We start from the raw sequence: 22,846 nt of genomic DNA on the forward strand, positions 1-22,846 counted from the left end.
ACAACTTAATTAATAATTTTCTATTTTGATTACTCTTCTTCTTTGAAAAGATTGATTTGGCCGTCTTCTCCCAATGAGGTATTTGGATCTACTTCCATTGGGTCAACAACTTCTTTCTCTTCTGGAGCGATTTCTACAGGAATTTCAAATGGCAGTGACTCAAGTAAATTAATCTGTTTAATTTTATCACTAGTCAACTGATTACCTAAAGCTTTAATTCCCTTTACCGTTATAAAACTTTCAAAATCAATAGTTTGATTTTCTTTTTGAACTCCTTTTACTTTTGCAAAAACAACTTCTGCAACGGGTCGATAATCGGTTGCTACAATTTCAACTTGCGACTTTGGATGTTCCGTTATGAAAATATCTTCCCTGTTTTCATTGTCAATTAAGAAGCGTTTTACAAAATATTTTTCCTTTTCTCCTTCGAAATAAATCGCGGAAATAGGTTTTTTTGGCGACCATTTTTCCAACACAATCATGTCTTCATCAAAATGCGTCGTCAATTCAGGAATTATGGTCTTCACTTTTCCGGATTGTTGGATAATCAATAAGCGATCATTAGGTTTAAATTCGCCTAGCAACTCACCTCTTCCATCTACATTTAGCTTCTGTACTGTATCGTCAAACCAAATTCTTCTCGGTTTCAAAGTCGAAATTCCTTTTTCCTTTAATTCGATTTTCTTAATTGGATATTTAGTAACCAAGTTTCCTTTTGAACCACGACCTTTTATCGCTAAATCAGCAAAGTCAATATCGAATTTTAATTTTTTAACAGTACCAACTTGCCGCAGCAAAATGGTAATTACTTCCGCTTCTCCATTTGGATTGTGCGAAAAATACAGCACTTGTGAACCTGCTTTGTCTTGCGAAAGTGGATACACTTTATCCCTAGTCACTCCCGAAACATTAAATCTCTTGATATAAGAAGGACCTGATTTTCCATCTCGGTAAATCATATTATAGATCGTCCGTTTGTCTTGTTTGTCGAAAATAGCAATGTGAATAATATCTTTGCCCACAAATTTCTTGTCGTCAACCTTTGAAATTAGCATCGATCCGTCGCGTAGAAAAACAATTACATCATCAATTTCCGAACAATCCGCTACATATTCGTCTTTTTTCAAACCAGTTCCGAAGAATCCTTCTTCCCGATTTACATATAATTTTGTATTCCGAAGAATAACTTTTGTAGCTTCAATATCATCAAATATTCGAAGTTCCGTTTGACGTTCACGGCCTTTTCCGTATTTGTCTTTTAATTTGGTGAAAAATGCAATGGCGAAGTCAATAATATGTTCCAAATCATGTTTGACTTGCTCCATTTCTGCTTCTAATTTTGCAATCGCATCATCCGCTTTATCCGAGTCAAAACGCGTAATTCGAATCATTGGAATTTGCGTCAACTTTTGCAAATCATCGTCGTTAATATCCCGAACTAATAAATTTCTATAAGGCTCAAAACTCTTGTACATGTATTCATACAGCGCTTCTTTGTCAGAATACAGCTTGAAGTCGATGTACATTTCTTCCCGAATGAAGATTTTTTCTAAAGTTGAAAAATGCCATTTATTCTGCAATTCAGCCAATTGAATTTCCAACTCACTTTTCAGTAAATCAACCGTTCGATGCGTAGAAATTTTCAACATTTCAGAAACACCAATAAATAAAGGTTTGTGGTTTTCAATGACACAACCTAAAGGTGCAATAGACGTTTCACAAGCCGTGAAAGCAAATAAAGCATCAATCGTTTTATCAGGAGAAACACCTGGAAATAAGTGAATTAAAATTTCAACTTCAGCGGCAGTATTGTCTTCAATTTTCTTTATTTTGATTTTGCCTTTGTCGTTGGCTTTTAAAATACTGTCAATTAAAGTTACCGTATTTGTCGAAAATGGAATTTGAGTAATGACTAATGTTTGCTTGTCCAATTGCGCAATTTTCGCCCGAACGCGAACTCGACCGCCTCGAAGTCCATCGTTATAATTGGAAACATCGGCAATTCCAGCTGTAATATAATCCGGATATAAAGTAAATGGTTTTCCTTTTAATATTTTTATCGAACTATCAATCAGTTCATTAAAATTATGTGGCAACACTTTTGTAGACAATCCAACAGCAATTCCCTCAGCTCCTTGTGCTAAAAGTAATGGGAATTTTACAGGAAGATTTACAGGTTCTGCACGTCGACCATCATAAGAAACGCCCCATTCTGTAATTTTTGGAGAATATAAAACATCGTGACCAAATTTTGAAATTCGTGCTTCGATGTAACGAGAAGCTGCAGCACTGTCGCCGGTGAGAATGTTTCCCCAGTTTCCTTGCATGTCGATTATCAAATCTTTCTGGCCAATTTGGACCATCGCATCGCCAATACTAGCGTCACCGTGTGGATGATACTGCATCGTATGACCTACGATATTCGCCACTTTATTGTAACGACCGTCGTCTAATTCTTTCATCGAATGCATTATCCGACGTTGAACGGGTTTGAAACCATCTTCAATCGCAGGAACGGCACGTTCCAAAATCACGTAAGAAGCATAATCCAAAAACCAATCCTTGAACATACCCGTTACTTTCGTAATCGTATCTTCCGGATTGTCGTTATTTTCGTAAAAATGATGTCCCGAGGTTTGAATATCTTCAAATCCTGCATCATTTGATGATTGATTCAGAGATGCTTCGTTTTCTTCAGGTAATTTATTTTCTTCGTCTTCGTTCATTATAAATTTAAGAACTAAAAATTATATTTTTTTTCAAAGTAAAACTTTTAATAGTTTTACGTTATTCTTTTTCCACCACATCCAACTCCACCTTCAAATTATTAATAATAAATTCTTGTCTATCGGGCGTATTTTTTCCCATATAAAACTCTAATAATTTTTCAATAGAAGTCGACTTATCTAACATCACAGGATCAAGGCGAATATCGGCTCCAATAAAGTGCTTGAATTCATCTGGCGAAATTTCACCAAGACCCTTAAATCGAGTTATTTCTGGTTTTGGTTTTAATTTTTCAATCGCATTTACACGTTCTTCTTCAGAATAGCAATAAATCGTTTCTTTTTTATTTCGAACTCTAAAAAGTGGCGTTTGCAAAATATACAAATGTCCTTCTTTGATTAATTCGGGAAAAAATTGCAAGAAAAAAGTAATCAATAATAACCGAATGTGCATTCCATCGACATCGGCATCGGTTGCAATTACGATATTGTTGTACCGTAAATCTTCCATGTTTTCTTCGATATTTAAAGCCGCTTGAAGCAAGTTGAATTCCTCATTTTCATAAACAATCTTCTTGGTCATGCCGTAAGAATTCAATGGCTTTCCACGCAAACTAAAAACCGCTTGCGTATTGACATCACGTGATTTGGTAATCGAACCCGAAGCCGAATCTCCCTCCGTTATGAAAAGCGTACTTTCCAAATAGCGTGGATTTTTTATATCGGCTAAATGAACTCTGCAATCTCTTAATTTCTTATTGTGTAAGTTGGATTTCTTAGCTCTGTCTTTCGCCAGTTTCCGAATTCCAGAAAGTTCTTTTCGTTCGCGTTCGGCTTGTAAAATTTTACGTAGCAATAAATCGGCAACTTCCGGATTTTTATGCAAGTAGTTGTCAAGTTTCGTCTTAACAAAGTCGTTAATAAAGGTTCGAACCGTTGGCATATCAGGTCCAACATCAGTAGAACCAAGTTTTGTTTTCGTTTGGGATTCAAAAACAGGTTCCATCACTTTAATACTGACCGCACTTACTACCGACTTTCGAACATCAGACGGTTCAAAGTTTTTATTGTAAAATTCACGAATCGTTTTCACCAAAGCTTCTCGAAAAGCAGTTAAGTGCGTTCCGCCTTGAGTGGTATTTTGACCGTTAACAAAAGAGTGGTATTCTTCTGAATACTGCGATTTACTATGTGTCAAAGCCACTTCGATATCTTCACCTAAAAGATGGATGATCGGATAAACCATATCTTCCTCAGCGATGTTTTCTTCTAATAAATCTTTAAGTCCGTTATCCGAATGAAATTTTTCACCATTGTATAAAATGGTCAATCCTGTATTCAGATAACAGTAATTTTTAAGCATTTTAATTACATATTCATTTCTGAATTTGTAATTTTTAAAAATAGCTTCGTCGGGAACAAAAATTACTTTTGTTCCTTTCCGTTTTGTAGATTCAATGACGTCTTCTTCAAGAACCAGATTTCCACCTGAAAATTCAGCGGCCTTTTGTTTGTCGTCACGAACAGATTCTACTCTAAAATAATGCGAAAGTGCGTTTACCGCTTTTGTTCCAACACCATTTAGTCCCACGGATTTTTTGAATGCAAGTGAGTCGTATTTACCACCTGTATTCATTTTGGAAACCACGTCAACCACTTTCCCCAAAGGAATTCCACGACCGTAATCTCGAACAGAAACCGTTTTATCTTTGATGGAAACTTCAATGGTTTTCCCAGCACCCATAACGAATTCATCGATACAGTTGTCTAAAACTTCTTTAAGTAAAATGTAAATTCCATCGTCAGGAGAAGATCCGTCGCCTAATTTTCCGATGTACATTCCTGGTCGCATTCTGATGTGCTCTTTCCAGTCAAGTGAACGGATATTATCTTCGTCGTACTTATTTTGTTCGGCCATTTGAAAATTGTGGATTTTCAGCTAATATACGGTATCTGGACAAAAGATAAAAGTGGGTGTAAATAAAGTTATCAAAAAGAATTTAACCACTTTAAATGTTGTTTTCTAGAGGTTTTTCTGCTACTTATTTACTTATAATGTTGAAAAATCCCGAAGTCACTTGGGGTCCAAAGTGCCGCTTTCTGATCCATCGCTTTTAAACCATTATTTGCCCAAGTATTGCAAGTATAAAAGAAACTGTACGAACCTTTGGCTTCATAAAAACTATCATTTTGACCGTAAGTCGTTGCATCAATCAAAATTGGATTTCCATCGGCATCAAGTTGAAATTTTGCTTCGATATAAGCAATCAGATTTCTGTATTCGTCAGCAGAAATTTTAATTTTTATACAGTCTTCATTTTCGTTGATTTGCTTATAAAAAGTTGCATGCATCGCCGAACTTCCGAGTCCAAAAGCAGCTACAAAAGCGGTACTGAATTTTAAATCCGACCATTCGGGAGTGTCCAAATAGAATCCTTTGTCTCCCCAACCAAAACCAATAAACTGCATGGTGCTGTCTTGCGATTTAATTTGACTGAATTTTATGGTTTTACTCCAGTCTTTATATCCTGTTTTTATTGGAACTACTAAATCAGTATGAACGCCATTGGTTTTAATGTACACCTCTACATCCTCTTTGGGCTGGACATCTTTAGAATTAACTGAAATATAAGGAATTAATAGTGCAAAAATCACATACACTATTATAAAAATTACTAATGCTAAAACTGTTTTAGCTAAAATTATAAGCACTTTCTTCATCTATTAATATTTGTAATTTTTGAACATTTTGTTTCAGTTCACTATCAAGGTCGGCATTAGTAATTCTATTCGTTTCAAGATCAAAATTTTCATTGAAACTGGGCAACGAAAATACAGCTTGAATATTTGCGTCAAAACGCGTTAAATTATTTTGCGCAATTTCCAAAACACTTTTTCCTCCGCGAGCTCCTGGAGAAGTTGCCATTAAAAGCATCGGTTTATTTTGAAAAAAACCTTTTTCAATTCTCGAACACCAATCAATCAAATTCTTGAACGCTGCAGCATAATTCCCATTGTGTTCAGCTAAAGAAACCACCAAAATATCAGCCGAATTTATTTTCTCTAGAAAAGATTTCGCTTCTTCGGCTTGGCCAATTACCTTTTCAGTATCGATGCTAAAAAGTGGTGCTTCATAATGGTTTAAGTCTAACACTTCTACTTCACAATTTTTAAAGAGACTAGAAGCATAGGTCGCTAATTTTTTATTAATGGAGTTGGAGTGGTTACTTCCCGCAAAAGCGATAATTTTCATAAATTGATTTTTCTTTGGTGTTCAAATTTATTGTAAAGTTAAAAATTTATAATTACAACTACGCTCTTAAATTTTATATGATTTGAAAGTTTCAAAGTACGCGTATTTACCAACAAAGCTAAAATGTAGGCAAACAAAAAAGCCCGCTGAACTTAATCAACGAGCTTTCTTAAAAAATTCTATTTTGGAAAATTAATTTTTCACAGGAATATTTTTCAAAATTTCCAGTACAAATTTCCAGTATTTTTGTGCGGATGAAATAGAAGCTCTTTCGTCTGGTGAATGTGCTCCATGAATCGTCGGTCCAAAAGAAATCATATCCATGTCTGGGTAATTTGTCCCTAAAATTCCACATTCTAAACCTGCGTGACAAGCCACAACTTTTGGTTTTTCGTTGTTTTGTTTTTCGTATAAATCGGTTAAAACATCTAAAATTGGAGAAGTTACATTTGGCGTCCAACCTGGATAAGATCCTGAAAATTCAACTTCGCAACCCATTAATTCAAATGCAGAACGCAATGCGTTTGCCAAATCCATTTTAGAAGTTTCTACAGAAGAACGTGTTAAACATCCTACAGAAATTTCACCCTCTTTTACAATAACTCTCGCGATGTTATTTGAAGTTTCCACTAAATCAGCCATATCAGGACTCATTCTGTAAACTCCGTTGTGAGCGGTATAAAGTGCACGAAGTAAACCTTCTTGAACACCTAAATCCATTATTTTTGTTGGTAAATCCGCTTTTTCAATAGTGATGGCTAATTTTGGTTCCATCGTTTTAAATTCGGTTTTGATGTCGCCTATGATTTCTTGCATGTCAAAAACATACGCTTCGTCGTACATTCCTGCAACAACAACTGTCGCTACACTTTCACGAGGAATTGCGTTACGCAAACTTCCACCGTTGATTTCCGCAATTTGCAAACCAAAATTTTCAAATGCACCGAAAAGTAAACGGTTCATAATCTTGTTCGCGTTTCCTAAACCTTTGTGAATGTCCATTCCTGAATGTCCACCGTTAAGTCCATTAACCGTAATTTTATAAGCAACTGCATCTTCGGGAACTTCTTCCTCATTATAAGAACGCGTTGCAGTTACGTCAATTCCTCCTGCACAACCTATATCAATTTCATCGTCTTCTTCGGTATCTAAATTTAAAAGAATTTCACCTGAAAGAACGCCACCTTTTAATCCCATCGCACCGGTCATTCCTGTTTCTTCGTCAATGGTAAACAAAGCTTCTATTGCAGGATGTTCAATATCTGTCGATTCTAAAATTGCCATAATTGTGGCAACTCCTAAACCGTTATCCGCTCCAAGTGTTGTTCCTTTTGCACGAACCCAGTCGCCATCCACGTACATTTCAATTCCTTGTGTGTCAAAATCAAAAATAGTATCAGAATTTTTTTGGTGAACCATGTCTAAATGCGATTGCATCACGATGGTTTTGCGGTTTTCCATTCCAGCTGTTGCCGGTTTCTTGATGATTACATTTCCGACTTCATCTTCATTGGTTTCCAAACCTAATTTAGTACCAAAGTCTTTCATAAAGGCAATTACACGTTCTTCTTTCTTAGAAGGACGAGGAACGGCATTTAAATCGGCAAATTTATTCCAGAGTTGTTGGGGTTCGAGGTTACGAATTTCTTGGCTCATGCTTATAATTGATTATAAAGTTATGGCCGTAAAGTTACAAAGTTAGTGTGGGAAAGGTCTAAAAATACTGCTAAAATTATGCGATATGTTTTTCGAAAAGTTTTTTAGCGTCTTGTGTGGAAACATTTCCGACACATTCATTTTTATGAATACATATAATAGGAGCGCTTTTGCAAAATCCTTGGCATTTCATTTTTTGAACGGTAACAATATCCGTTAAACCTGCTTCTTGGACTAAATCCTTGAAACATTCTTTGATTTCAGAATTGTATTTGCAACATTTCTTGCCGTCGCAAAATAGAATTACCTTTTCTTTATTTTTCTTGCCCATTCGTAATGAATTGAAGTTGTATAAATTAATGCGGGACAAAAATACATTATTATTTTAATCTATTCTAAATAAACGATTAATTTTAACAATGTGATTTTTATTTTGCTACCAATTACACGAATTTTCACGAATTTGAACTTGAATTAAAGTGCTATTAATTTTAAAAAACCAAAAGATAAAAAAGAGCCGAAAGATTTTAAAATAGCCCCGGTTGAAGCGAGAAATCCTCCCGATTTTTTTCGGGAGATTGAAGCGGAAGACGGGAAAATAGATTAAAAAACTCACAATTGATTTGCTCCAAATACTAATATCAGAGTTGTTTTAGGATTCGAAAACTATTTATTACATTAGCTTCATTAAAATAAGAAGATGAAAAACCGTCGGTTGGGTTGGGTGATTTTTTTGGGAATTCAGATTGTAGTAATTCAAACTTTACAATTGATACCGGAATTTGTTGAACGTTTTTACAGCAATGGCTTCTACCCTATTATTGCCGAATTTTCACGACATTTATTGACTGGTATTTCATTTTCTGTAGGCGATTTAATTTATTTTATTGCAGGTTTTTTTCTGTTGAAATGGATTGTAAACTTATTTCGAAAGCCTAAAAACTGGAAAATAATAGCTTTTCAGGTTGCAAGAGGTTTGAGTATTTTCTATTTTCTATTTCATATTCTTTGGGCATTTAATTATTACAGAGTACCTCTTTTTGATAAGATGAATATCGAGAAGGAATATAGTGATGCTGATTTACTGCGTTTTACAAAAGAAATGATCAAGCAGACAAATGCAATTCAAGTTGCCATAACTAAAAATCCAAATGCAAAAGTCGTAAATCCTGGAACTCAACAAGAAATTTTCGAATTCAGCATTGACGGATATGAAAATTTAGCTAAAAAGCATTCCTTTTTCGATTACAGAAATAGAAGTATAAAGAAATCTATGATTAGTTTGCCTCTTTCCTACATGGGTTTTTCTGGCTATTTAAATCCTTTTACCAATGAAGCCCAAGTAAACGATCGAATTCCTACAGTGAATTTTCCTTTTACGGTTTGTCACGAAATGGCTCATCAAATTGGGTATGCTTCTGAGAGTGAAGCAAATTTTATTGGCTTTTTAGCAGTGACACAGAATGAGAATCTGTACTTTAAATATGCGGGATACAGCAGTGCTTTACGCTATTGTTTGCGCAACTGGGAAGTTAGAAATCCAATACTTGGCAAACAATTATTTAAAGAAATCAATCCGGGAGTAATTCAAAACTATAAAGATTCAGCAGCACATTGGGAACAATATGAAACCTTTATTGAAGATGGCTTTAAGTTTTTCTACGATCATTTTTTGAAAGTAAATCAGCAAGAAGATGGATTAGAGAGTTACAGTAAATTTCTAAATCTGCTGATTAATTATTCCAAAAACAATCCAATTGTGTCTTAAAAATCTAAATTTTCAAATTTCTGTAACAAATCCGTTACAAAACCTACTAATGACAATATGAGTGCTTCTTTAGAACAATCTTTTGTAAAACAACTTCAGGAAAATCAGAATATCATCCACAAAATTTGTCGGTTGTATACTTCTGGCGACGATGAGCACAAAGATTTGTTTCAGGAAATAACGATTCAACTTTGGAAAGCCTTTCCAAAATTCAGAGGCGATAGTAAATTTTCAACGTGGGCTTACCGTGTCGCTTTAAATACTGCAATTACTTTGTACCGGAAAAGTAAGCGTTCCATTGCGACAACAGAATACGACACGACCAAACATTTTTTTAAAGCAGAAGATTATAATTATGAAGAGGAAGAGCAACTCAAATTATTGTATAAAGCAGTTTATCAATTAAATGACATTGAAAAAGCGCTTGTATTTATGTATCTTGAGGATAAAAATTACGAAGAAATAGCGGAAACGTTAGGAATTAGCGAAGTGAATGCACGAGTGAAGATGAACCGCATTAAAGGAAAATTAAAGAAAATTTTAAATCCGTAAGGAAAAAAAATATATGGAAGAGTTAGATCTATTAAAGAAACACTGGAAGAAAGACGAAAGTTCCTTTGAGCAAGTTTCTGAAAAACAAATATATAAAATGATTCACAAGAGTTCCAGCTCTATTGTGAAATGGATTTTTATTATCAGTATTGTAGAGTTTTTGTTTTGGTCCGTTTTATCGTTTTGTATGAAAGATGGTGAAGTCATGCGGCAGTTTGACGCTTATCATGTGGAACACATTATGACGCCGTTTATGATTATTGGTTATGTTGGACTGGCGTACTTTTTCTTTCAATTTTATTTGAATTACCGCAAAATTACTGCCACAGACAACGTCCAGAAACTAATAAATACGATTTTAAAAACACGTAAAAAAGTACATCAGTATGTATGGTTTAACATTATATATGCAGTTTGTAGCGCTGTAATCGTTTTGTTTATTCAATTTAATCACGACGAGCGAATTATCGAAATGATTGAAATGTCGGAAAAGAACAACAGTACTGTTTTAATTTACGCAATTTACATTGGAATAACGATTTTGTTCCTGTCGATATTCATCGCATTTATTTGGTTATTTTACCGTCTTATCTACGGAATATTACTAAAGCAACTTTATAAAAATTACCAGGAATTAAAGAAAATCGATTATTAGATTTAATTTCACAACCTATAATCAAACTTAAATTTATGAAAAATCTATTTATTTTAGCGTTAAGCTTGCTATCAATTGTAGCGTTTGGACAGAATGACAACTCACTTTTGTATAAAATTTCTGGCAACGGAATTGAAAAACCGTCTTATGTTTTTGGAACCATCCACATCAGTTGTAATGCCAAATTAGATGATGAGATTTTAAATGCATTGGATAATACTTCTCAAATGTATCTAGAGCTTGATATGGACGATCCGGAAATGCAAACAAATGTGATGAAAAGCATGAGCATGAAAGACGGAGTAACTATAAAGTCATTAGTTTCAGAAGAAGATTACTACATGTTAGATAAGTATTTAATGTCTAAAATGAGGGTTTCGGCAGATCTATTTAATACATACAAACCGTTTCTTGTGAGCTCCATGTTTCTAACTACTTTATTGGATTGTTCTCCTGAATCGTTTGAAAATGAATTAGTAAAAGTTTCAAAAGCACAGAAGGAACCTGTTTACGGATTAGAAACTGTTGCCGAGCAAATGGCTATTTTTGATAAAATCCCTTATAAAGTGCAAGCTAGAGAATTGATCAACTCCGTGAAAAATGACTTTCAAGAGGATAAAGTAGAATTAGATGAATTATTACACGTTTACGCTGATAAAAACTTAGATGAAATGGAGCGTCTTTCCAAAAAAAGTAAAAGTGCTATTATGACTGATTATGAGGACTTACTTCTTAAAAATCGAAATGAAAGATGGATTCCAAAAATAGAAAAAATAAGTAAAGAGAAACCTACTTTCTATGGTGTTGGTGCCGCACATTTAATAGGAGAATTCGGTATTATTAATTTACTACGTAAAAAGGGTTACAAAGTAGAAGCGATTATAAATTAATCTGCTTTATAGCTGTAACGCCTTTGCTCATTAAGTTGTTCCACTTCTTCTTGAATTTGGACTGGAATTACTTTTAAGAACGAAGGATGTTGCTCTATTGCGAACTCTACTTTTTCTACAATTTCTTCAATTGTGTCATTTTCATAATCAATTTGCAACGGTTCTTTAATGATAAAGGATTGTAGAATTCCTTTCTTTTTTAACCGCAAACCTTTCTTATCAAATGAGCGTCTGAAACCGTCAATAACGATAGGAATTACAATAGGTTTGTACGTTTTAATAATATGAGCGGTCCCTTTTCTTACTGGTTTAAACGACTTTGTGGTTCCTTGTGGAAACGTAATTACCCAACCATCTTCTAAAGCAATTCTGATGTTTTCTGTATCATTTGGATTTACATTCCGCTGCACATCTTTTCCTTCGCAACGCCAAGTTCGATCCACAGTAATCGCTCCCGCATAGGACATGATTCGTGGAAGAATTCCGGATTGCATTGTTTCTTTTGCCGCTACATAATAGAGATTAAGTTTAGGATTCCATATGTATCCAATGTTTTTTATATTGTCCACTCGACCGCTCAAGCTCGCATTAAAAACATGTACCATGGCAACAACATCAGCAAAATAAGTCTGGTGATTGGAAATAAAAAGCACATTACTATTAGGTAAGCTTTTTATAATTTCAGATCCTTCAATTTGCAATTCGTTGAAACCGCGATATCTTCTGTGTGTTAAAGCAGCAAAGATTCGGATCAACCATTTTTTGACAAAAAGTATATGACCAAAAGGTCCTCGTTTAAACAATCCCATAAAGGAAATTTTTATATACAATAGCCTACAAAAGTAGCAAAACTATTGCATCACAACACTTTTTTAAGCACTTCTTTTAACTCACTCAGCATCATTCCGGTAGCTCCCCAAACAATATGATCACCAAATTTAAATACCGGAAGTTCAATTTCTTTCATATAAGATGTTTCCATAATTTGAGTGGTAAAATTATGTTCATTTAAAAAATCTTTTAAAGACAATTCGATGATTCCAAAAACTTCTCGCGGATCAGGGTTGAAAATTAATTCATCAGTACTGTATCCTAAAAATGGTAAAACTGTAAAATTACTTGGCGGAATATACAAATCTGAAAATGCTTTTACGATTGAAATTTGTTCTGGAGCAATACCAATTTCTTCATGTGTCTCACGTAAAGCGGTCGCTTCCATGTTTATGTCAAAAGTTTCTACTTTGCCTCCAGGAAAACCAATTTGGGACGAATGAACACCCGGATAGGAATTTCTAACAATTAAAACCAAATGTGTTTCTGCATTTTTTGGATAAAAAAGCATCAAAACAGCCGCTTTTCTTGGGTTGAACTCCGCGGGATCATTTTTCTTTATAAACGCTAATCTTTCGGGTGGAGACATTTTTTCATGTGCTTCTTCGCCTATCAGGTTTTCTTTTGCTATTTTTGGAATGTAATTGAGAAATTCTGTGAAAATCATTTTACTTATTTTAAAAAATCTAAATTACAAAAAATCCTTCATTATTAGTTTCCCAAATTATGTTTAGTAAAGCCGACTCACAAAAAATAAAAAGAGAATTCTGGATTGAATTTGCACAAGTTTATCCGAGGAAATGGATGTTGTATGACACAAAAATCAAAGATTTCTCGTTCAAATTCTATGTGGATAATAAAAAAGCCCAAGTTACGCTGGACATCGAACCAAGAGATGAACAAAAAAGAAAAATCTACTTCGAGAAAATTGAATCTCTGAAGCAGATTTTATTTGATGATTTTATGAAGAATGCTATTTTTGAGCGTCATTTCCATTTAGAAACGGGAAAAGAAATCAGTAAAATATGGGTCGAAAAAACCGGTATTAGTGTTTTTAATAAAAATACTTGGCCTGAAATCTTCGTCTTTTTCAACGAAAAGATGGATGCTTTTGAGCGGTTTTTTGAAGAATATAAAGACTACATCGAGGATTTAGAGCTAAATGTTTAGAAGAATATTATCTTTTACAATCGAAGTCGTTTTAAAATCACTTTGCAACTTTATCTTTTCCCAACCAATTTACCGTAATATCTCTCAAAACGCCGTCTTCTTTTAACTTTAGTAGTGAAATATTAAAACCAGAAACGCGGTCCGAGTGCAACGGAAATGCAAAACCATACCCTTGCTTTAAATAATCTGCTACGGAAATAGTCAACTCTTTATCTTCATTTTCCTTTAGAAAATATTCTAATTGTGGTCGGTCGTACACCACGCCTTGCACACTATTGCCTTTTAAAAGCTTATAAGCTTCGTCGATGTTGTCAACAGGAACTACTTTTCCATCGTATTCTTTAACAAAATCAACACTTGGAGAATTGTTCAAAACAGCAATTTTCTTATTTTTAAATTCCTCTGCAGAAGAAATTGTGTTTTTACCAAGTCCAGAAAGAGTCAAAGAACTCGCGATTCCAGCAACCATTGTAGTGGCGAATAAAATGGAAACCACCATCCAAGTTCCGGCAACGATTCTTCCCATTAATGTTACAGGAGCGATATCACCATAACCTGTGGTAGACATCGTGACAATGGCACACCACATTCCATTCGCAATCCCTTTTAAAGGTTCATGCGGAAATTGTTCTGGAGAAGCTTTACGTTCAGCTAACCATAATAAAGTTCCTACAATAGAAAGTATAAATAGGAAAATAAATAAAGCATACAGCAAATTAATGGTAAATAATGGTGCGATGCGGTCCAAAAATGACGGGTCATCAGCTCGCGATAAAATGGCAAGACTGGATTGAAAATACGGTTGACTAAACTCTACTAATTCCGCACGATCTGAGGTAATACTTGTTGGACCAACAACGGCATCTAATTTACCCTCGTTTAAATCCTTTAAAGCGTCTGCAACATTATTGTACGACTTTACTTTATAGTCAACTCCATTTTCTCGAGCTAGTAAATCCCAGATTTCTACAGAAATACCTTCCCACTTGCCATCATCATTCACGATAAAAGGCTGAGAACCTGCGTAACCAACGTTAAAATTTTCGGCTTCTTTACCTTTAATGGTGTCGTAAGGACTTTGAGCAGAAAGAACAGAAAAACTGAATAAAATGAGTAATGTAAGTATTGATTTTGAAAATAAAGACAAATTAATTAATTTTTGAATTAGTACTGAATATCCCAAATATACAAAAATCCAAAAAAATAAAAAAGTATTGATTCTAGAAAAGTGTTTTATTATCTCAATTTGGGTAAAAAATTTTTACTTTTATTGATCTATTTTGAATGCTAATATCACACTATTGAGTTACAGATTTGTTGCAGTTGTGGTCAGATATATTGTTTACTTTTCTTTTAAATTTGTAAGATAATAAACTCCGTAGTTTGATTTGAAACGCTTTTACATTTCAATATTTATTCATAGATTTCTAATTTAAACGCAAAGCAAATGTCAATTTCAAAAACAGTACTCCGAAGTTATAAATCTGAAGATAAGGAAGCCGTCCTAAATTTGATTGATTTGAATATTCCCAACTATTTTGCTCCAAGTGAAAAATTTGATTTTCAAAATTACTTAGAGAAAGAGATCGAGCTTTATTACGTTTTGCTTTACGAAGATAAAATTATCGGATGTGGCGGGATAAATTTCGAAGAAGGAAAAAAAGTTGGAATCATCAGTTGGGACATGATTCATCCTGAATTTCACGGAAAGTCATTTGGAACACAATTACTACAACACCGACTTTCTGAACTTATTTCAATGAAAACGATTAAAAAAGTTATTGTGAGAACTTCTCAAATCACCTATAAATTCTACGAAAAACAAGGATTTGTTTTAAAAAAAATGATTCCGAATTATTGGGCTGATGGATTTGATTTGTATTTTATGGAATACCAAAATTTAGAGCATTAGAGTCTAAAAATTACTATTTAAGCTACACTTGTAATCAATTTGTATAATCAAATGTTTACTTTTGAAAATTGTAAACGAAGTAAAAGTAAATCAATTACGATCTGACTTTACTGTAATTAAAATTAACAATGTTAAAGACTAAACTTCGCTCCATAATTGAAGACAACACTACTCGAAAAGGAAAGATTTTTGACTACTCCATTCAAGTTTTAATATTATTTTCTCTCGTCTCCTTTTCCTTTGAAACGTTACCAGACAATTCACCTAGTACAACTAAACTTCTTAGCATATTTGAATTTATTTGTGTAATTATCTTTAGCATTGAATATGTGCTGCGAATTTACGTTGCCGAAAAACCACTCAAATACATGTTCAGCTTTTATGGATTAATTGACTTATTGTCCATTCTACCGTTCTATTTAACTTCTACAATTGATTTACGAGCATTCCGAATATTTAGAATTTTTCGAATATTCAGGGCATTCAAGTTAATCAGATACAATAAAGCTTTACGAAGATTTAGCGTCGCATTTACAATCATCAAAGAAGAAGTAATCTTGTTCTTTATGGTCACTTTAATTTTAGTTTTTCTATCCGCATCTGGTATTTATTTTTTCGAAAATGAAGCACAACCGGAAGAATTTAGTTCGTTATTTGCGAGTTTATGGTGGGCAATCGTAACGTTAACAACTGTAGGTTATGGCGACGTTTTTCCAATTACTGTAGGCGGAAAAATATTCACCTTTTTTATCCTAATACTTGGAATTGGTATTGTTACTATTCCAGCTGGTTTAGTCGCAACGGCATTGACAAAAGCACGGACTTTAGAGGAAAAAGAAGATGAAAATGAACAACAAAAAGAAGTGTAAGTAAATTTTGACAAGTAAAAAAAATGAGCCCAATTGGACTCATTTTTATATATAATTGTAATAACTTTATTCTTTATTCTAAAGAAGCCAAATAACGTTCCGCATCTAAAGCAGCCATACAACCTGTTCCAGCAGCAGTAATTGCTTGACGGTACACGTGATCAGCAGCGTCTCCACCAACGAAAACTCCTTTTACATTTGTTTTAGAAGTTCCAGGAATACTAACGATATATCCTTTTTCATCTAATTCGATATAGTCTTTGAAAATATCTGTATTTGGTTTGTGGCCAATTGCAACGAAAAATCCAGTCGCAGGAATTATTAATTCTTCGTTTGTAGTTTTGTTTAAAACCTTAGCACCAGTAACACCTTGACCGTCTCCTAAAACTTCTAACGTTTCAGTATTCAACATGATTTCGATGTTTTCTGTTTTTCTTACGCGTTCTTCCATGATTTTAGAAGCTCTAAAATTTTCTGTACGCACTAACATTGTAATTTTCTTACATAATTTAGAAAGATAATGTGCTTCTTCACAAGCAGAATCTCCCGCTCCTACGATAACAACTTCTTGATTTCTGTAGAAAAATCCGTCGCAAATTGCACAAGCAGAAACACCACCACCCATTTGTAAATAATGTTGTTCTGATGGCAATCCCAAGTATTTCGCTGCAGCTCCTGTAGAAATAATCACCGTTTCACAGTGAATTTCTTTCTCATCATTCACCCAAACTTTATGAATTGGACCTGAAAAATCAACTTTAGAAACCCAACCATTACGAATATCAGCACCAAAACGTTCCGCTTGTGCTTGTAAGTTAACCATCATTTCTGGACCTGTAATTCCTTCTGGATTTCCTGGCCAGTTTTCTACTTCATTCGTAGTAGTCAATTGACCGCCTGGTTGTGAACCTTGGTATAAAACCGGAAACATATTTGCTCTAGAAGCATAAATTGCTGCAGTATATCCTGCAGGACCTGAACCAATGATCAGACACTTTACTTTTTCAATTGTAGTTGACATATTATTTTAGGATTCTGTTAATGAGTGCAAATGTAGCCTAATTTTAAAAATTTGTCTAGACATTGTAATAACTTTTAGCTATCGCGAAATAATATTTTAAAAAATTAATAATCGGTTGTGAAAGTAGAATATTTGTTTATCTTTGCACCCGCTATCGGGGTGTAGCGTAGCCCGGTTATCGCGCCTGCTTTGGGAGCAGGAGGTCGCAGGTTCGAATCCTGCCACCCCGACTAAAAAATCCTTTCTGACTTCAGAAGGGATTTTTTGTTTTATTTAAAATCAAAGTTAAGCAATTAACATTTTATCTAAGACAAAAAATAACGACTGAAAAAACGGTCAAAGATTTTTTTTTATAATTCAATTGTTATTCTTCATTGGTACAGTAAATTGTTTGCTTTTTTATTTAAGATTTTACAAAAGAAGGTAATCTCAGTATTCTAAGATTTGATTACCCTATTTTAAATCTTCATGCTTTCTAATTTTCCTAAAGTACATTCTTAAAATCATCTAAGATTCACCTTAAAAAAATTTTTATTAACAATTAGTGACGCACTATTAGTTGAGAAGTTAGCTGTTATTTAACTTTTTTATTTAGATATTTTTTTGTCTATTAGCTGACAAGGTAATCTAGAGGAATGATTTTTGCAAAACTAATTGTAAAAGCATTAAATTTATAGAACCAAACTAATAATTATGGATGACAATTTTTCACCAAGAGTAAAAGATGTAATCACTTACAGTAAAGAAGAAGCCTTACGTTTAGGTCACGACTTCATTGGAACGGAACATCTGATGTTAGGTATCTTACGAGACGGAAACGGTAAAGCCATTAATATATTGAATAACTTGTCGGTAGATTTGGAGCATCTTCGAAAGAGAGTGGAGATATTAAGTCCTGCTAACCCTAACACACAAGCGAATAACGACAAACGCAACTTGCAACTAACTATTCAAGCAGAACGTGCTTTAAAAACCACTTTTCTTGAAGCTAAAGTATTCAAAAGCGTATCAGTAAGTACTGCACATTTACTGTTGTGTATTTTAAGAAATGAAAACGACCCTACAACCAAGCTACTTAATAAACTTAAAATAGATTATGATATAGCTAAAGAACAGTATTTAAATATGACGCCAACTAATGATGATTTTTTAGAAAACTTGCCCAAAAATGAAGCTTTTAACGAAGATTCAGGACAAGATGACAGTTTTAAAGAGGGTTCGTTTAATAATCCCGCCAATAAGTCCAACAAAAAATCAAAGACTCCGGTCCTAGACAATTTTGGTAGAGATTTAACAGAAATGGCGGAAGACGGAAAGTTAGACCCTATTGTAGGTCGTGAAAAAGAAATTGAACGCGTTTCTCAAATTTTGAGTCGACGTAAAAAGAACAATCCTTTATTGATTGGTGAACCTGGAGTGGGTAAATCAGCCATTGCAGAAGGATTGGCTTTGCGAATTATTCAAAAGAAATGTTCTCGAATTCTTTTTGGAAAACGAGTAGTAACCCTTGATTTGGCTAGTTTAGTTGCAGGTACAAAATACCGTGGTCAATTTGAAGAGCGAATGAAAGCGGTAATGAACGAACTCGAGAAAAATGATGATATCATTTTGTTTATCGACGAAATTCATACCATAGTTGGAGCTGGTGGTGCGACTGGATCGCTTGACGCTGCAAATATGTTTAAACCCGCTTTAGCAAGAGGAGAAATTCAATGTATTGGTGCGACAACATTAGACGAATACCGTCAGTATATTGAGAAAGATGGCGCTTTAGAACGTCGTTTCCAAAAGGTAATTGTAGAACCAACATCAGTTGAAGAAACAATTACAATATTACACAACATTAAAAACAAATACGAAGACCACCACAACGTAACGTATTCAGACGATGCAATTGAAGCTTGCGTGAAATTAACGGACCGTTACATGGCTGATCGTTTTTTACCGGACAAAGCCATTGATGCATTAGATGAAGCGGGTTCAAGAGTGCATATCACAAATATTGAGGTTCCAAAACAGATTTTGGAATTAGAACGTCAATTAGAAGAAGTAAAAGAACTTAAAACAAGTGTTGTAAAAAGACAGAAATACGAAGAAGCAGCACGTCTTCGCGATGATGAGAAACGCATCGAAAAAGATTTGGCTATAGCTCAAGAACAATGGGAAGAAGATTCTAAAAATAACAGAATTGAGGTTTCAGAAGACAACGTTGCCGATGTAGTTTCTATGATGTCGGGAATTCCTGTTAATCGTATTGCGCAAACGGAAAGCAACAAATTAGCTAAACTTCCAGAGCTTATACAAGGCAAAGTAATTGGCCAAAACGAAGCTGTTTTAAAAATTGCTCGTTCGATCCAAAGAAATCGCGCTGGATTGAAAGATCCGAACCGACCAATTGGTTCGTTTATTTTCTTGGGTCAAACCGGTGTCGGTAAAACACAATTGGCGAAAGTGATTGCGAAAGAATTGTTTGATTCAGAGGATGCTTTGATTCGTATTGACATGAGTGAATACATGGAGAAATTTGCAATCTCTCGTTTAGTTGGAGCACCTCCAGGATACGTGGGTTACGAAGAAGGTGGACAATTGACCGAAAAAGTGCGACGCAAACCTTATTCTGTTGTACTTTTAGATGAAATTGAAAAAGCGCATCCAGACGTATTTAATATGATGCTTCAAGTCTTAGACGACGGTTACTTAACGGATAGTTTAGGACGAAAAGTAGATTTCAAAAACACGATTATCATTATGACTTCTAATATTGGTGCACGCCAATTGAAAGATTTCGGTCAAGGTGTTGGTTTTGGAACGGCTGCGAAAACTGCTCAAAGCGACGAACATTCGAAAAGTGTTATTGAAAATGCGTTGAAAAAAGCGTTTGCACCAGAATTTTTAAATAGAATTGACGACGTAATTGTCTTTAATCCGCTAGAAAAAGAGCATATTGATTTGATTATCGAAATCGAATTAGAGAAATTATACGCTCGAATTAAAGATTTAGGATATAAATTAAACTTATCTGCTGCAGCCAAAGCATACATTGCCGAAAAAGGTTTCGACAAGCAATTTGGAGCGCGTCCATTAAAAAGAGCGATTCAAAAATACGTCGAAGATACTTTGGCAGAAGAGATTATCACTACAAAAATTAGTGTAGGCGACGAGATTTTCATGGATTATAAAGAAGGTGAAACAGAATTGAGTGTTGAAGTACACAAAATGAAAGAGCCAACCAAGTAATTTCATTTCTAAATAGTTACTAGCCCGCCTGTTCTTCAGTGCGGGTTTTTTAATTTTTTCCCAATACCAACCTTGTTTTACAAAACAAATTTCTACATTTGATAAACTCAAATTTCAAAAAATAAACGCATGTTACAAGAAAAAGTTATCGTCGGAAGTGAAGAATGGTGTTCCTTTCCAGAACTCGGAATTCCTACAATTAAAGCAAGAGTAGATTCTGGCGCGAAAACCTCTGCGTTACATGCTATCAATATTGCTCCATTTATTAAAGATGGAGAAAATTGGGTAAAATTTGATATCAACCCGATCCAAAATAACGTGAAAACAGTTATTCATTGTGAGTCGAAGTTAGTAGACAAACGTGTGGTAAAAAGTTCAAGCGGTTTTCGCGAACAACGTTATGTTATTGGTGCTGAATTGGAAATTGGTGGCCAACATTGGTCGGTTGAAATAACATTAACCAACCGAGATTCAATGGGTTTCCGAATGCTTTTAGGTCGTGAAGCCATGAGTGGTCGTGTTTTAGTTGATCCATCTCAAAAATATTTGTTAGGCCAACCTTCTACTGACAAACTAAAAGAATTATACAAAACGTCTGAACAAGCAAAAACAGGTTTGAGAATTGGTGTCTTAGCCAGTAATCCCGAATTATATTCGAATAAAAGAATCATGGAAGCGGGCGAAATGCGGGGTCATGAAATGCATTTCTTGAACATCAAAGAATGTTACATGAAACTCGATGCGACAAATCCTGAAATCCATTACCGCGGTGGAAAAATCTTAGATAAATTCGACGCTGTAATTCCAAGAATTCGTCCAAGCATCACTTTTTACGGTTGTGCTTTGACAAGGCAGTTTGAGGCTTTGAAAGTATACACTTTAAACTCGGCTTCAGCAATTACTCAATCACGAGATAAATTATATTCATTACAACTTTTGCTAAATCATGGCGTTGATATTCCAACCACAGGATTTGCAAATTCTCCTTTGGACACGAATGATTTGATTAAAATGGTTGGTGGTTCGCCATTAATAGTAAAATTATTAGAAGGAACTCAAGGAAAAGGAGTTGTTTTAGCTGAAACTAAAAAAGCGGCGGAAAGTGTGATTAATGCGTTTAAAAGTTTAAATGCAAATATTTTAGTACAGGAATTCATTAAAGAAGCCAACGGTAAAGATATTCGTTGTTTCGTTATTGACGGCAAAGTTGTTGCTGCAATTCAGCGTGAAGCTTTGCCAGGAGAATTTAGAGCAAATATCCATTTAGGCGGAACCGCTTCTATCATTAAAGTGACTGCTGAAGAACGTAGAATTGCAATCAAAGCAGCAAAAGCTATGGACTTGAAAGTAGCTGGTGTTGATATTATTCGTTCGTCAAAAGGACCGCTTTTATTGGAAGTGAACTCATCTCCAGGTTTGGAAGGTATTGAAGGAGCAACAAATAAAGATATTGCTGGTGAAATGATTAAGGCAATTGAAAAGAATTTTAGACACAGACAATAAACATTAAATTTCAATTATAAAACTCACTATTATCCCAATTACTGTAAATCGAACTATCTAACTTTCAGTCTATATAAATCTAATAATGATTTCTCTCAATTTCAAATATATTTTTCAAAATGCTTTTGATACCTACAAAGTTTTTGATACTATTCCTTTTGAGATAAGTGGTACTTTGATTGAGGGGCAATCTAAAACTATTTGGCAAACGTTAAATCATTTAATAATTTGGAGGGAATTTCAATTCCGACAACTTAAAGACATTGAAACTGACTTTAACTTTGTTGAATCTGATTCTTGGATTGACTCCATAAAACCAGTTGACAAACTAGAGTGGTCGTTGAAAATAGATGAATTTAAAACTCAATCAGAAACAATTCAAAATTTAATTCAAAACCTTGATTCTACAGATTCCTTATTAGAAAAAAAACTTAAGATAATTCAGGATTCAAGTACACATTTAGCTTTTCATTTGGGGGAAATAATATTAATTGCAAGAGTCAAAAAAATGTATCCTACTCCGGAACAAATGAGTTTATTTCTCAAAAAATAAAACATCTACTATTTTTAGTAAACTATTAATCGGTTACGTAGATTAGTCTGAGAAGTGCAAAATCTATATCCTTATTAGACAATTTTCTCTATAAAACATAAAAAAAAGAGAGTTCTTTTACTAAAAAAAGAACTCTCAATTTAATTTTATTAATTTATTATCCTACAGTTAACGTTGACAGCACTTCGAGGTTAACAATTTAAATAATAGCAACGCTACCAAATTCTCATTTAAATAAATTAATATTCTA

The 22,846-nt window shown here is 34.2% G+C and carries 20 protein-coding genes and 1 tRNA gene; 11 read left to right on the forward strand and 10 right to left on the reverse strand.

Annotation, left to right across the window (positions count from 1 at the left end):
• Positions 1-29: 29 nt before the first annotated feature.
• The 6 genes from YWA_RS0107810 to YWA_RS0107835 form a co-directional block, all read right to left on the reverse strand.
• Positions 30-2,726 carry a DNA gyrase/topoisomerase IV subunit A gene (locus YWA_RS0107810; RefSeq protein WP_022827953.1) on the reverse strand — a complete coding sequence of 899 codons (2,697 nt, stop codon included), beginning with the start codon at positions 2,724-2,726 and terminating at the stop codon, positions 30-32.
• 61 nt (positions 2,727-2,787) lie between these two features.
• On the reverse strand, positions 2,788-4,644 hold the full coding sequence (locus YWA_RS0107815) for a DNA topoisomerase IV subunit B (RefSeq protein ID WP_022827954.1): 1,857 nt from the start codon (positions 4,642-4,644) through the stop codon (positions 2,788-2,790).
• Between the two features lie 128 nt (positions 4,645-4,772).
• A complete protein-coding gene (locus YWA_RS0107820) occupies positions 4,773-5,447 on the reverse strand; it encodes a TIGR02117 family protein (protein WP_022827955.1) in 675 nt (224 codons plus the stop codon).
• Positions 5,419-5,979 carry an NADPH-dependent FMN reductase gene (locus YWA_RS0107825; RefSeq protein ID WP_022827956.1) on the reverse strand — a complete coding sequence of 187 codons (561 nt, stop codon included), beginning with the start codon at positions 5,977-5,979 and terminating at the stop codon, positions 5,419-5,421. The genes YWA_RS0107820 and YWA_RS0107825 overlap by 29 nt, the downstream gene beginning before the upstream one ends.
• A 192-nt stretch (positions 5,980-6,171) precedes the next feature.
• Positions 6,172-7,635: an aminoacyl-histidine dipeptidase gene (locus YWA_RS0107830; RefSeq protein WP_022827957.1), complete on the reverse strand. Its 1,464-nt coding sequence runs from the start codon at positions 7,633-7,635 to the stop codon at positions 6,172-6,174.
• 76 nt (positions 7,636-7,711) lie between these two features.
• Positions 7,712-7,966 (reverse strand): (2Fe-2S) ferredoxin domain-containing protein, encoded by a 255-nt coding sequence (locus YWA_RS0107835; RefSeq protein ID WP_022827958.1) that lies wholly within the window; start codon positions 7,964-7,966, stop codon positions 7,712-7,714.
• Between the two features lie 369 nt (positions 7,967-8,335).
• On the opposite strand from YWA_RS0107835, the gene YWA_RS0107840 reads away from it, so the two are divergent.
• The 4 genes from YWA_RS0107840 to YWA_RS0107855 are packed head-to-tail and all read left to right on the forward strand — an operon-like array spanning position 8,336 to position 11,500.
• Complete coding sequence (locus YWA_RS0107840; RefSeq protein ID WP_022827959.1) at positions 8,336-9,403, forward strand: DUF3810 domain-containing protein; 1,068 nt, start codon at positions 8,336-8,338, stop codon at positions 9,401-9,403.
• A gap of 57 nt (positions 9,404-9,460) precedes the next feature.
• Entirely contained in the window at positions 9,461-9,955 is a 495-nt protein-coding gene (locus tag YWA_RS0107845; protein ID WP_022827960.1) for an RNA polymerase sigma factor, read from the forward strand.
• Between the two features lie 13 nt (positions 9,956-9,968).
• On the forward strand, positions 9,969-10,610 hold the full coding sequence (locus YWA_RS0107850; protein ID WP_022827961.1) for a hypothetical protein: 642 nt from the start codon (positions 9,969-9,971) through the stop codon (positions 10,608-10,610).
• Between the two features lie 35 nt (positions 10,611-10,645).
• Entirely contained in the window at positions 10,646-11,500 is an 855-nt protein-coding gene (locus tag YWA_RS0107855; protein WP_022827962.1) for a TraB/GumN family protein, read from the forward strand.
• Here YWA_RS0107855 and YWA_RS0107860 read toward each other — a convergent pair.
• Positions 11,497-12,309, reverse strand: a complete 813-nt coding sequence (locus tag YWA_RS0107860; protein WP_022827963.1) for a lysophospholipid acyltransferase family protein — start codon at positions 12,307-12,309, stop codon at positions 11,497-11,499. The two genes, YWA_RS0107855 and YWA_RS0107860, sit on opposite strands and share 4 nt — an antisense overlap.
• 50 nt (positions 12,310-12,359) lie before the next feature.
• Entirely contained in the window at positions 12,360-12,998 is a 639-nt protein-coding gene (locus YWA_RS0107865; RefSeq protein ID WP_022827964.1) for an NUDIX hydrolase, read from the reverse strand.
• A gap of 59 nt (positions 12,999-13,057) precedes the next feature.
• Here YWA_RS0107865 and YWA_RS0107870 point away from each other — a divergent pair, with 59 nt between their 5' ends.
• Entirely contained in the window at positions 13,058-13,501 is a 444-nt protein-coding gene (locus tag YWA_RS0107870) for a DUF4268 domain-containing protein (protein ID WP_022827965.1), read from the forward strand.
• Positions 13,502-13,538: 37 nt separating this feature from the next.
• Here the strand turns inward: YWA_RS0107870 and YWA_RS0107875 are convergent, their stop codons facing one another.
• Positions 13,539-14,648, reverse strand: coding sequence for a transporter substrate-binding domain-containing protein (locus tag YWA_RS0107875; protein WP_026718668.1), 1,110 nt, complete (start codon positions 14,646-14,648; stop codon positions 13,539-13,541).
• A 300-nt stretch (positions 14,649-14,948) separates the two neighbouring features.
• On the opposite strand from YWA_RS0107875, the gene YWA_RS0107880 reads away from it, so the two are divergent.
• Entirely contained in the window at positions 14,949-15,413 is a 465-nt protein-coding gene (locus tag YWA_RS0107880) for a GNAT family N-acetyltransferase (RefSeq protein ID WP_022827967.1), read from the forward strand.
• A gap of 128 nt (positions 15,414-15,541) precedes the next feature.
• Positions 15,542-16,282 carry an ion transporter gene (locus YWA_RS0107885; protein WP_022827968.1) on the forward strand — a complete coding sequence of 247 codons (741 nt, stop codon included), beginning with the start codon at positions 15,542-15,544 and terminating at the stop codon, positions 16,280-16,282.
• Between the two features lie 73 nt (positions 16,283-16,355).
• On the opposite strand, the gene trxB is transcribed toward YWA_RS0107885, so the two are convergent.
• Positions 16,356-17,303, reverse strand: a complete 948-nt coding sequence (trxB, locus tag YWA_RS0107890) for a thioredoxin-disulfide reductase (RefSeq protein ID WP_022827969.1) — start codon at positions 17,301-17,303, stop codon at positions 16,356-16,358.
• Positions 17,304-17,458: 155 nt separating this feature from the next.
• Between trxB and YWA_RS0107895 the strand changes: the two genes are divergently transcribed.
• The 4 genes from YWA_RS0107895 (at position 17,459) to YWA_RS0107910 (ending at position 22,596) form a co-directional block, all read left to right on the forward strand.
• Positions 17,459-17,533: transfer RNA gene (locus tag YWA_RS0107895), tRNA-Pro, on the forward strand.
• A 463-nt stretch (positions 17,534-17,996) separates the two neighbouring features.
• Complete coding sequence (locus YWA_RS0107900) at positions 17,997-20,540, forward strand: ATP-dependent Clp protease ATP-binding subunit (protein WP_022827970.1); 2,544 nt, start codon at positions 17,997-17,999, stop codon at positions 20,538-20,540.
• Positions 20,541-20,669: 129 nt separating this feature from the next.
• Positions 20,670-22,043: a 30S ribosomal protein S6--L-glutamate ligase gene (gene rimK / locus YWA_RS0107905; protein ID WP_022827971.1), complete on the forward strand. Its 1,374-nt coding sequence runs from the start codon at positions 20,670-20,672 to the stop codon at positions 22,041-22,043.
• An 85-nt stretch (positions 22,044-22,128) separates the two neighbouring features.
• Positions 22,129-22,596 (forward strand): hypothetical protein, encoded by a 468-nt coding sequence (locus tag YWA_RS0107910; protein WP_022827972.1) that lies wholly within the window; start codon positions 22,129-22,131, stop codon positions 22,594-22,596.
• Positions 22,597-22,846 lie beyond the last annotated feature (250 nt).

The sequence above is a fragment of the Flavobacterium antarcticum DSM 19726 genome (assembly GCF_000419685.1).
In the GTDB taxonomy this organism is placed as follows: Bacteria; Bacteroidota; Bacteroidia; order Flavobacteriales; family Flavobacteriaceae; genus Flavobacterium; species Flavobacterium antarcticum.